At 73.3% G+C, this 11,556-nt stretch carries 8 protein-coding genes; 4 read left to right on the top strand and 4 right to left on the bottom strand.

Translation table 11 applies throughout. The features are described from left to right. Nucleotides 1-43 precede the first annotated feature (43 nt). A complete protein-coding gene (locus ACZ6TV_RS18305; RefSeq protein ID WP_465298366.1) occupies nt 44-2,314 on the top strand; it encodes an exo-beta-d-1,3/1,6-glucosidase in 2,271 nt (756 codons plus the stop codon). A 99-nt stretch (nt 2,315-2,413) separates the two neighbouring features. Here ACZ6TV_RS18305 and ACZ6TV_RS18300 read toward each other — a convergent pair whose 3' ends face one another. Beyond that, nucleotides 2,414-3,034, bottom strand: a complete 621-nt coding sequence (locus ACZ6TV_RS18300; protein ID WP_465298365.1) for a TetR/AcrR family transcriptional regulator — start codon at nt 3,032-3,034, stop codon at nt 2,414-2,416. 49 nt (nt 3,035-3,083) lie between these two features. Here ACZ6TV_RS18300 and ACZ6TV_RS18295 point away from each other — a divergent pair, with 49 nt between their 5' ends. Together ACZ6TV_RS18295 and ACZ6TV_RS18290 are read left to right on the top strand one after the other, a co-directional pair. Beyond that, nucleotides 3,084-4,028 carry an NADP-dependent oxidoreductase gene (locus ACZ6TV_RS18295; RefSeq protein ID WP_465298364.1) on the top strand — a complete coding sequence of 315 codons (945 nt, stop codon included), beginning with the start codon at nt 3,084-3,086 and terminating at the stop codon, nt 4,026-4,028. A 75-nt stretch (nt 4,029-4,103) separates the two neighbouring features. Then, nucleotides 4,104-4,628 (top strand): GNAT family N-acetyltransferase, encoded by a 525-nt coding sequence (locus ACZ6TV_RS18290; RefSeq protein ID WP_465298363.1) that lies wholly within the window; start codon nt 4,104-4,106, stop codon nt 4,626-4,628. Here ACZ6TV_RS18290 and ACZ6TV_RS18285 read toward each other — a convergent pair. From ACZ6TV_RS18285 to ACZ6TV_RS18275, 3 genes are all read right to left on the bottom strand, one after another. Continuing rightward, nucleotides 4,597-5,772, bottom strand: a complete 1,176-nt coding sequence (locus ACZ6TV_RS18285) for a PP2C family protein-serine/threonine phosphatase (RefSeq protein WP_465298362.1) — start codon at nt 5,770-5,772, stop codon at nt 4,597-4,599. The two genes, ACZ6TV_RS18290 and ACZ6TV_RS18285, sit on opposite strands and share 32 nt — an antisense overlap. Before the next feature lie 119 nt (nt 5,773-5,891). Next, on the bottom strand, nt 5,892-7,586 hold the full coding sequence (locus tag ACZ6TV_RS18280) for an MOSC domain-containing protein (protein WP_465298361.1): 1,695 nt from the start codon (nt 7,584-7,586) through the stop codon (nt 5,892-5,894). 64 nt (nt 7,587-7,650) lie between these two features. Continuing rightward, the gene (locus ACZ6TV_RS18275; protein ID WP_465298360.1) at nt 7,651-8,481 is read right to left on the bottom strand and encodes a DUF4142 domain-containing protein; all 831 of its coding nucleotides are present in this window, start codon (nt 8,479-8,481) and stop codon (nt 7,651-7,653) included. Between the two features lie 265 nt (nt 8,482-8,746). Here ACZ6TV_RS18275 and ACZ6TV_RS18270 point away from each other — a divergent pair, with 265 nt between their 5' ends. Further along, a complete protein-coding gene (locus ACZ6TV_RS18270; protein WP_465298359.1) occupies nt 8,747-11,548 on the top strand; it encodes a ricin-type beta-trefoil lectin domain protein in 2,802 nt (933 codons plus the stop codon). Nucleotides 11,549-11,556 lie beyond the last annotated feature (8 nt).

Genomic DNA, 11,556 nt, shown 5'->3' with positions numbered 1-11,556 from the left:
TCTCCCGCGTATCGTCTGTGCGGACCAGTGTGAAAGGAACTCCGTGCCAGCGCCTCTGCCCTACCTCGACCCATCTCTCGCCGTCGCCGAGCGCGTCGCCGACCTGCTCGCCCGCATGACGCTGCCCGAGAAGGTAGGGCAGATGCTGCAGCTCAACGCGCGCGACGGCGTCCGCCACCTCGTCGAGGACATGCACGCCGGCTCGATCCTGCACGCCTCGCCGGAGCGGGTGCTGGAGGCGACGGCGCTCGTGGAGCGGACCAGGCTGCGGATCCCGCTGCTGGTCGCCGAGGACTGCATCCACGGCCACTCGTTCTGGAGCGGCGCGACGATCTTCCCGACCCAGCTCGGCATGGCCGCGTCCTGGGACCCTGACCTGGTGGAGCGGGTCGCCCGCGTCACCGCCGTCGAGGTCGCCGCCACCGGCATCCACTGGACCTTCTCCCCCGTGCTGTGCATCGCCCGCGACCTGCGGTGGGGTCGGGTCAGCGAGACGTTCGGCGAGGACCCGTTCCTCATCGGCGAGTTCGCCTCCGCGATGGTCCGCGGCTATCAGGGCGACGGCCTGTCCGACCCGACCGCGATCCTGGCCACCGCGAAGCACTTCGCCGGCTACTCCGAGACGCAGGGCGGCCGCGACGCCAGCGAGGCCGACCTGTCCCCGCGCAAGCTGCGCTCGTGGTTCCTGCCGCCGTTCGAGCGCGTCGCCCGGGAGGGCTGCCGCACGTTCATGCTCGGCTACCAGTCGATGGACGGCGTGCCGATCACCGTCAACAGCTGGCTGCTCGACGACGTGCTGCGCGGCGAGTGGGGGTACACGGGCACCCTCGTCACCGACTGGGACAACGTCGGCCGGATGGTCTGGGAGCAGCGGGTCCACGTCGACTACGCCTCCGCGTCCGCCGCCGCCGTCAAGGCCGGCAACGACATGGTGATGACCACGCCGGGCTTCTTCGAGGGCGCCCAGGACGCGGTCGCGAAGGGGATGCTCGACGAGTCGGACATCGACCAGGCCGTGCGCCGGATCCTGACGCTGAAGTTCGAGCTCGGCCTCTTCGAGCAGCCCCGGCACCCCGACCCGGAGCGGCAGGCGGCGGTGATCGGGTGCGGCCCGCACGCCGCGGTCAACCTGGAGATCGCCCGCCGCAGCCTGGTGCTGCTGCGCAACGACGGCACGCTGCCGTTCACCGACCCGCAGCGGAGCGGGAAGACCGTCGCCGTGGTCGGCCCGAACGCCGACGACCAGCACGCGCAGATGGGCGACTGGGCCGGCGCGTCCGGGCAGACCGAGTGGCTGCCCGACGGCCACCCGCGCGAGCTGACCGAGACCGTGCTCGACGGCCTGCGCGCCGCCGTCCCCGACGGCTGGACCGTCACCACCGCCCGCGGCGCCGACATCCTCACCGTCGGCCCCGACCCGGAGGGCGAGTTCTTCCCCGACGGCCAGCCCCGCCCGCACGTCGTGCACCCGTGCGCGCCCGACCCGGCGATGATCGCCGAGGCCGTCGCGCTGGCCGAGGAGGCGGACTACGTCGTCGCGGTCGTCGGCGACCACATCGAGCTGGTCGGCGAGGGCAAGTCGACGGCGACCCTGGAGCTCATCGGCGGGCAGGTCGCCCTGCTCGACGCGCTCGCCGCGACCGGCAAGCCGCTCGTCGTCGTCCTGATCAGCTCGAAGCCGCTCGTGCTGCCGCCGTCGGCGCTCAACGCGGCCGCGATCATCTACGCGGCCAACCCGGGCATGCGCGGCGGCCTCGCGATCGCGGAGCTGCTGCTCGGCGCCATCGAGCCGACCGGCCGCCTGCCGATCTCCTTCGCCCAGCACTCCGGCCAGCAGCCGACGTACTACAACCAGGTCCGCGGCCAGCACGGCAGCCGCTACGCCGACCTGACGCAGCGCCCGACGTTCGCGTTCGGCCAGGGCCTGAGCTACACCACCGTCGAATACGGCGACCTGCGCATCGAGCAGACCGAGGTCACCGAGGCGGACACGCTGCGGGCGACCGTCACGCTGAGCAACACCGGCAGCCGCCCGTCGCTGGAGACCGTCCAGGTGTACGTCAGCGACACCGTCACCTCGGCCACCTGGGCCGACAAGGAGCTCAAGGCCTACACGCAGGTGCACGTCGCGCCCGGGGAGCGGCAGGTCGTCACCATCGACCTGCCGGTGGCGGCCTGCACGTTCGTCAACGCGGCGGGTGTACGGGTCGTCGAACCCGGAGCGTTCGAGCTGCTCGTCGGCCCGTCCTCGCGCGACGAGGACCTGCTCCGCGCCGGGTTCAACGTCAGCCAGCCGGTCCGCACCTCCCTGTAGGACCTGCCTGGGGTGAGCTGACCTGTAGGACCTGCCTGGGGTGAGCTGACCTGTAGGACCTGCCTGGGGTGAGCTGAGCGGCCGCTCGGCTCACCCCGGCTAACGGGACAGTGGCAGGCGGACGGGTGGCGGCAGGGGCGCGGCGACCGGGTCGGCCTGAAACGACTGGAGCATCAGGGCGGCGAAGCGGCGCGACGCGGCCACCCGCAGCCGCGGCGTCTCGGCCCGGATCCCCTCGTTGGCCATCAGGGCGAGGCTGACGTCCTCCAGCACGAAGTCCTGCCGCAGCGGTCCCGCCGCCTTCGCGCGTCGCACCAGCTCCAGCAGCATCCGCAGGGTCCGGTCCCGGTCCTCGGCGAACCCCGCCGCCTCGGGCAGCGCGGACGTGAACGCGCGGGCGAAGCCCCGGTCGAGCGCGTGCAGCTCCATGAGCCGCTCGATCACCAGGCTGAACCCGCGCCACGGGTCGGCCGCCGCCAGCCCTTCGGCGACGATCGACGAGCACGTCGTCAGCTGCTCCGCGAACGCCTCCGCCAGCAGCGTCTCCTTGGTCCCGAAATGCCGGTACACGGTGGCGACGCCGACCTCGGCGCGCCTGGCGATCTCCCGGATCGGCACGTCCAGGCCCTCGGCGGCGAACGCCAGCCGGGCGACGGCGAGGATGCGCTCCCGGTTGTCACGGGCGTCGGACCGCAGCTGTGCTCCCACTTGCGCCGTCACCGCTCTCACTTTACCGAAACGGACGGGGTGCTCCGTTACGGTCGGCCCCATGCGAGCTGTGCAGTTCACGCGGTACGGGCCACCGGACGTCCTCCACATCGCCGAGGTCGGGGCGCCGCACGCCGGGCCGGGCGAGATCCGGATCGCGGTGCGGGTCTCCGGCGTCTCGCCCGGGGAGGTGACCATCCGCTCCGGCGCGTGGCGCGACGTGGTGCCCCTGACGTTCCCGTACCGCACCGGCTTCGACGCCGCGGGCGTGGTCGACGAGATCGGCGAAGGCGTCACCGGGGTCAGCGCCGGCGACGAGGTGTTCGGGATGACGAGCATGACCACCCGCGCGGCGAACGCCGACCACGCCGTCCTGACCGCGTGGGCGCCGAAGCCCGCCGGGTGGAGCTGGGAGGAGGCGGGGGGCGCCGCGGGTGCCGTCGAGACCGGCGTGCGGGTCCTGGACCGGCTCGGCGTCGGCGCCGGGCACACGCTGCTCGTGCAGGGCGCGGCCGGTGGCGTCGGCGGCGTCGCCGTGCAGCTCGCCGCCGCCCGGGGCGCGACCGTCATCGGCACCGCCCGCGAGCCCAACCACGACTTCCTGCGCTCGTTCGGCGTCATGCCGGTGGTGTACGGGCCGGGCCTGGCCGACCGGGTCCGCGCCCTGGCGCCAGGCGGGGTGGACGCCGTGTTCGACTGTGCCGGCGGCGCGCTGCCGGACCTGGTCGCCATCGCCGGCGACCCGGGCCGGGTGGTCACGATCGCCGACCTCGGCGCGGCCGCGCACGGCGTGCACCTGTCGCACGGCGCACCGGCGGGCGCCGGCGACACGACCGCGGACCCCCTCGCCGTGCACGCCCTGCCGATCGCGGTCGACCTCGCCGGGCAAGGGCGGCTGCGGATCCCGGTGGCGGCGGCGTTCCCCCTCGGCGAGGTCGCGGCCGCGCACGAGCTCAGCGAGACCCGGCACGCCCGCGGCAAGATCGTCCTACGGCACCAGGACTAGCACCAGGACCGCCCTCAGGACCGCCCTCAGGACCGGCACCAGGCCTGAGGCCGAACACGCCTTAGGCTTCCGGATGTGATCACCACGGCTGTCCAGGACGTCGACGACCGGTTCGTGGCGGCCGCGCACCGGATCCTCGCCGACCTCGTGGCCGGCGGTGCCGCGCTCGGCTGGGTCGACCCGCCGTCCCTCGACGAGGTCGCCGCCCTGCTCGGGCACGTCGTCACGGCGGTGCGGCGCGGGGACGGCGCGCTGCGGGCCGCCCACGTCGACGGCCGGCTGGCGGGACTCGGGTACTGGCTGCGCTACGCCCGGCCGACCCACCGCCCGCACGCGGACCTGGAGAAGCTCGCGGTCGCCGCCGGCACCCAGGGACACGGCGTCGGCCGGGCGCTCACCGCGGCCCTGATCGACGACGCCCGGCGGGCCGGGATCGAGGTGCTGACCCTGGACGCGCGGGGCGACAACAGCGCCGCGCTGGGCCTGTACCGGTCGCTCGGCTTCACCGACTACGGGCGGCTGCCGGACTTCGTCGCCTTCGGCTCGCGCCGCTACGACAAGGTGCTGCTCATGCTCGATCTGCGCGCGGGGTCCAGCTGAGCAGCAGCGCGGTCGCGTCGTCCTGCAGCTGGTCCTGCTGGCGGGTGAGCAGGGTCCGCACCAGGCGGCGCATCGTCTCCGCCGGGCGGAGCTGGTCGGCGAGCGCCCTGGTGACGCAGTCGACGAGCCGATCGACACCGAACTGCTCGCCGCCGTCGATGCGGGCCTCGACGACGCCGTCGGTGTAGAGCAGCAGCGCGTCGCCGGGCTCGAGGTGCTCCTCGACGACGACCGGGGTGGGGTCGCCGAGATGGCCGAGGCCGAGCGGCAGGGCGGTCGGCGCGGACAGGGTCCGCACCAGCCGGCCGTCGCGCAGCAGCAGCTCCTCGGGGTGGCCGGCGCTGATCTTCCGGTAGACGCCGGTGGTGATGTCGAGCTCGCCGAGGACCGCCGTGACGTAGTCGGCCGGATACTGCGCGTGCACCCACTTGTCGACGGACCGGTAGGTGTCCGCGAGGTCCAGACCGCAGCGGCGGGCGTTGCGATACGCGCTGATCGCCAGGGACGTGAGCGCGCTCGCCGCGATCCCGTGACCGACGGCGTCGAACACCGCGACGTGCAGCACCGACTCGTTGATCGCGTAGTCGAAGGCGTCGCCGCCGACGTCGTAGCAGGGCTCGAGGACCGCGGCGAGCGCGGCGTCCGGGGTGGCGAACGTCAGCGGCGGCAGCTGATTCCAGATGATCTCGGCGGCGAGCTGCATCGGCAGGCGCCGCCGGGTGCGCTCCAGGGCGTCGCCGTAGGTCCGGCGGGTGGCGACGATGCCGGCGAACGCCGCCGCGAGCATCCGCAGCTCAGGGTCGAGATCCGGGCCCGGGCCCAGGTGCGCGGCGAGGACGCCGAGGCGGTCGGCGCCGCTGATCACGGGCATCCAGATCCGCTCGCCGTCGCCGGTGCCGTCGCCGGAACGCACCGGCTCGCCGCTGGTGTAGGCGCGGCCGGCCAGGGTGCCGTCGATCCGCACCGGGTCGCCCGGGCCGCCCGACCCGCGGGGCAGCGGCAGCAGCTCCAGCTGCCCGTAGTCCACGAGGTAGAGCTCGATGTCGCGCGCGCCGAGCGCCAGCGCGACTCTCGACGCGACCATCGGCAGGTCCTCGGGCCGCGCGTGGTGCAGCGCGTCGACGAGGTCGCGCACCGCTTGCATCGTGCCTGTCACCCTGCCACCCCGGTCTGCGTCGTCGTGCCCCCCGATGGTGCTGCAGCGGCACCGCAAACACCAAACGTCGGGGCGGGTGAGCGCGGTGACCGGCCTCACCCGCGGCGTCACAGGTCCAGGACGAGGTCGGTCAGGGGGCGGGCGCAGCAGATGAGGACGGCGCCCTCCGCCGGCGGGTCCAGGGGCTCGGGGTCGGAGGACACCGAGCCCGACAGCAGGCCGCTCTCGCACGAGTGGCAGACGCCGGTCCGGCACGACCAGCGGACCGGGACGCGGCACTCCTCGGCGAGCCGCAGGACGCTGCCGTCGCCGTCGGCCCAGCCCGCGGTGACGCCGCTGCGCGCGAACGTGATCGTGGGGCCGGGACCGGGGCGGGACCGCGGCGGCCCGGCGGCGGCCGGGCGTACCCCTGGGGTCGACGCGGCGACGGTCGTGAACAGCTCAGGGCGGATGTCCCCGACGCCCTGCGCGGTGAGGGCGGCGGTCACGTCGTCCATGAAGCCCGCGGGCCCGCACACGAACGCCACCGCGTCCCGCGGCAGGTCCAGCCCGCGCAGGACGGCCGCGTCGAGACGGCCGGCGACGGCACCGCGGTCCTGCGGCCGGGGGTGGCTGTAGCAGATCACCTCCCGGGTGGGGTGCAGGGCGCGGACCTCCTCGGCGAAGGCGTGCCCGGCGCCGTCCCGGGCACCGTGCAGCCACCAGACCGCCCGGTCCCGCTGGTGCGCGGCGAGGTCGTGCAGCATGGCGAGCAGCGGGGTGGCGCCGATCCCGGCGGAGACCAGCAGGACGGGCCGGTCCGACCGGTCGAGGGCGAACGTCCCGCGCGGGGCGGCGGTGTCCAGCACCGCCCCGGCCCGCGCGTGGTCGCGCAGATAACCGCCGCCCGCGCCGCCGGGCTCGAGTTTGACGCTGACGCGGTACGACGGCCCGCCCGGCGGCCCGGACAGCGAGTAGCTGCGCACCAGGCCGGGCGCCAGCCGGAAGGTGAGGAACTGGCCGGCCGCGGCGGCGGGCAGCGGCGTGCCGTCGGGCGCGGCGAGGTGCAGCGACAGCACGTCGGCGGTCTCGTGCTGCACGGCGGTGATCAGCAGCGGCCGGAACCCGGGCCACGCCGGCGGTGCCGCGACGGCGGCGAGCCCCGGGTTGCCCGCGTCGCCGGGCCGGTCCCGCAGGGCCCGCAGGGACGCCTTCCACCCGGGGCTGAGCGCGCCGACCCGCAGCGCCCGGGCGACGGCCGCGCGGTCGTGGCCGGGCAGGTACAGCAGCGCGTCGATCTCCGCGACGGTGACGCCCTCCGGCCCGGCGGCGACCTTGACGATGTCGTCGCCGGCCCGCACCTCGCCCTCCTCGATGACCCGCAGGTAGAAGCCGGGCCGGTGGTGCGCGACGAGCAGGGCGGGCAGGCGCGGCTCGCCGAGGCGCAGGCCGACGCGGTAGCAGGTGACGCGCGGCTGGGTCACCTCGACGACCGCTCCCCCGACGCGGAAGCGGTCGCCGATGCAGACCTCGTCGTCGGGCAGGCCGTCGACGGTGAAGTTCTCCCCGAAGATGCCGGGCGTGAGGTCGGCACGGCCGAGGACGCCGCGCCAGTGCTCGTAGGAGCCGAGCTGGTAGACGAGGACGGCCCGCTGCTCGCCGCCGTGGCCGGCGAGGTCGCCCTGGCCGTCGCCGTCGAGGTTGAGGGTGCGCAGCATGACCGGCCCGGCGGCGGGCGCCTTCCACACGCCGGTGTGCACGGTGCGCCCCTGCCACGTGACATCTTTTGGCAGGCCGACGTTCACGGACACCAGGGTCGCCACGGCACCGACGCTAGCGGCCCTGCCGGCTCCCGCCACCCGTTGCGCGGGTGATGCCCGCGAGCGCTCAGGGCAGGACCGGCGCGGGAGGCACGACGGGCACCGCGGAGACCGCCGGCAGCACGGGGACCGCGGGCGCGGACGGCACCGGCGGCACCGCGGGCACCACCGGGACGGCGGGCACCACCGGCTCCGAAGGGGCGACCGTCACGGACGGCACCGGCCCGGCGCCCGGGGTCACGGGCACCGACGGCACGACCGGCACGGAGGGCACCACGGGCACGGAAGGCACGACCGGCACCGAAGGAACGACCGGCACGGAAGGCACGACCGGCACAGTGGGCACGCCCGGCACCGCCGGTACCGTCGACGCCGCGCAGTCCAGGTCGGCGATGACGTCGGCGATCATCTCGCGGTGCTCCCGCAGCGTGGGCAGCATCGTGGTGGCGAAGGAGCGCAGCTGCGGGTTGTTGCCGTAGGCGGTCTCCCGCTCGAAGAGCCCGATCGTCGCGGTGTGGTCGAAGAACTCCGCCGGCGCGTACGCGCAGTCCAGCGCGGTGCCCGTCATCGACGACAGCAGCGTGAGCACGGCCTTCTGGTCGGGGTCGGGCGCGTCGGGCACGGTCAGGCCCAGGCCGACCGCCATGCTCCCCAGCGACGCGGCCACCGCGCCGTGGTCCACCACCATCCGGCCGCCGAACTCACGGACCGCGTCGTTCGCGGCGTTGATGCTCGCGTGCCGGCCCGCCGCGACCTCGAAGGCGCCACCGCGACCGGCCGCCGACACGAACGCGCGGTCCTGCTCGGAGATGACCGGTGGGGCGGCGAACGCCGGAACGGCGAAGCCGGCGGTGACGGTGCCCAGTGCGACGGACAGGACGCGAAGACGGACCCCCATGGCGCTACCTCCGAACGATCTTGAACCAGCTCACCGCCTTCGGGGTTTCCTGGCGCGCCGGGCGCTAACGCCGGCCTCGGGTGCAAAACCTTCTGCACACGATCCGCAAACTTTTGCTGAGACAGCCGAAAGGTATGGACATGTCGATCGGAACTGCCTAATCTTCCGGCCAGGTGGTCCAGTCGTCGGCGTCGATAGGCCCGCCTGCGCTCAAGCGTCCCCCGACCGCCATCCGGGGACGTTCTCCATTCCCCCAGGAGGAAGCATGGGCATCAGGCCTTTGCGCTCGTTCACCATCGCCGCTGTCGCCGTCGCGACCGTCGCCGCCACCGGGCTCTGGGCCGTGCCCGCCAGCGCGATCCCCGCCCAGGAACCCGGCGTGACACTGCGCGTCTACGACGTGCAGACCGCGCTGAGCAACATCTGCACGCTGAAGTCGGGCCAGACCCCGAACGTCGACAAGCTGATGCCGACGATCAACTGGACCAGCACGGCCGACTTCGGCTTCGACAACAACTTCGTGTCCCAGGTCCTCGGCAACATCAACATCAGCACCGCCGGCAGCTACACGTTCCGGCTCAGCAGCGACGACGGGTCGCGCCTCGCCATCGACGGCGCCACCGTCATCGACCACGACGGCCTGCACGGCGCCACGCCGCCGAAGGACGGCACCGTCACCCTCACCACCGGCTACCACGCGCTGCGCATCGACCACTTCGAGCGCGACGGCGGCCAGCAGATCACCCTCGAATGGAAGACGCCCGGCTCGTCGGCGTTCGTGCTCGTGCCCAACTCGGTGCTCAGCACCGACGCCGGCGTCGTCCGCGTGACCGCCCCCGGCCGCAAGGAGTGCGAGGGCGCCGGCGACTCGCCGGGCGACGGCCTGCCGCTGACGTCGGTGCACCCCGGCTTCAACCTGACCAACCTGCGGCCGAACTCGTCGTTCCAGCCGAAGGTCACCGGCATGGACTGGCTGCCCGACGGGCGCCTGGTCATCTGCACGTGGGGCGGCAACGACCAGTCCGGCACGTCGCAGGCCGGCGAGGTCTGGATCCTCGGCAACACCGGCGGCTCGACCAGCCCCGGCAACGTGACGACCAAGCGGATCGGCAGCAACCTCAAGGAGCCGATGGGTCTCAAGGTCGTCAACGGTGTGGTGTACGTGTCGGAGAAGGCCCGCCTGACCCGGCTCGTGGACACCAACGGTGACGAGGTCGCCGACCAGTACCAGACCGTCGCGAGCTGGCCGTTCAGCGGCGCGTTCCACGAGTTCGCGTTCGGCCTGCTGTACCGCGACGGCTTCTTCTACCTGAGCCTGTCGGTGCCGATCGACTACGGCGGCGCGAGCACCGTCCCGCAGCCGGTGGCCAACCGGGGCACCTCGATCAAGGTCAACGCGACGACCGGCGCGGTGGAGTACGTCGCCGGCGGCCTGCGCACCCCGCACGGCATCGGCTGGGGCCCGGAGAACGGCCTGTTCGTCACCGACAACCAGGGCGGCTGGCTGCCCGCGTCGAAGCTGGTGCAGATCAAGCCGGGCCGCTTCTTCAACCACTACAACACCCCGGCCGGCCCGTTCGACTACAACGCCGTCACGCCGCCGGTGCTGTACATGCCGCAGAACGAGATCGCGAACTCGCCGAGCACGCCGATCGTCATGCCCACCGGCGTCTACGCGGGCCAGCTGCTCATCGGTGACGTCACCTACGGCGGCCTGCAGCGGGCCTACCTGGAGAAGGTCAACGGCGAGTACCAGGGCGCGCTGTTCCGGATGACGCAGGGCCTCGAGGCCGGCATCGCCGAGGTCAACATCGGCCCCGACGGCGCGATCTACCTCGGCGGGCTCGGCGCCGGCGGCAACTGGGGCCAGGCCGGCAAGCTCACCTACGGCCTGCAGAAGCTGACCCCCAACGGCACCACCACCTTCGACATCCTCGCGATGCGGGCCACCGCGGCCGGCTTCGAGATGGAGTACACCCAGCCGCTGTCCGCCGCGACCGCGACGGACCTGGTGTCGAAGTACAAGTTCAAGCAGTGGCGCTATGAGGCTACGTCCTCCTACGGCGGCCCGAAGGTCGACGAGGAGAACCTCACCGTCACCGCCGCGTCCCTGTCCTCGGACGGCAAGAAGGTCTCGCTGACGGTGTCGGGCCGCAAGCCCGGCCGGGTCGTCTACGTGCGCTCGCCGAAGCCGTTCAGCTCGTCCAGCGGGCTGTCGCTGTGGAGCACCGAGGCGTGGTACACGCTGAACTCCATCCCGGGCGGTGCCACCGTCGCCAACCTGGCGCTGAACGCACCGGCCACCGCCGACAGCTCCTGCATCGCGGCGGAGAGCCCGGCGAAGGCCGTCAACGGCACCGTCTCCGGCGGCAGCAGCGACAAGTGGTGCTCCAACAGCGCCAACAAGTGGCTGCAGGTCGACCTCGGCTCGGCGAAGCCCGTCGGCCAGGTCGTGGTCCGGCACGCCGGCGCCGGCCGCGAGGCCGTGGCGAACACGCAGAACTTCACGATCCAGACCAGCACCGACGGCACCACGTGGACGACCCGCGCGACCGTCACCGGCAACACGGCGAACATCACCACGCACAACATCACCGGGGTGACCGCCCGGTACGTGCGGTTCGCCACGACCGACACGCCCTACGCCCGCGTCTACGAGCTGGAGGTGTACTCGCAGACCGGTCCGACGTCCGGGCCGATCACGGGCATCGCCGGCAAGTGCCTCGACATCGACAACGCGGGCACCGCCGACGGCACGAAGATCCAGCTGTGGACCTGCAACGGCACCGCCGCGCAACGGTGGAGCCGGGTCGGCAGCACGTACCAGGCGAACGGCAAATGCCTCGACGTCGACAACGCCGGCACCGCGAACGGCACCAAGGTCCAGCTGTGGACCTGCAACGGCACCGGCTCGCAGGTGTGGCAGCCGCAGGCGAACGGTTCGATCCTGAACCCGCAGTCCGGCAAGGTCCTCGACGCCCTCGGCGGCGCCTCCGCCGACGGCACCCAGATCCACATCTGGGAGTACGCGAACGTCGCCAGCCAGCGGTGGGTCGTCCCCGCCTGACAAACTCC

This window comes from Dactylosporangium sp. NPDC051087 (assembly GCF_055586325.1).
This window is presented reverse-complemented; position numbering and strand designations above follow the sequence as displayed.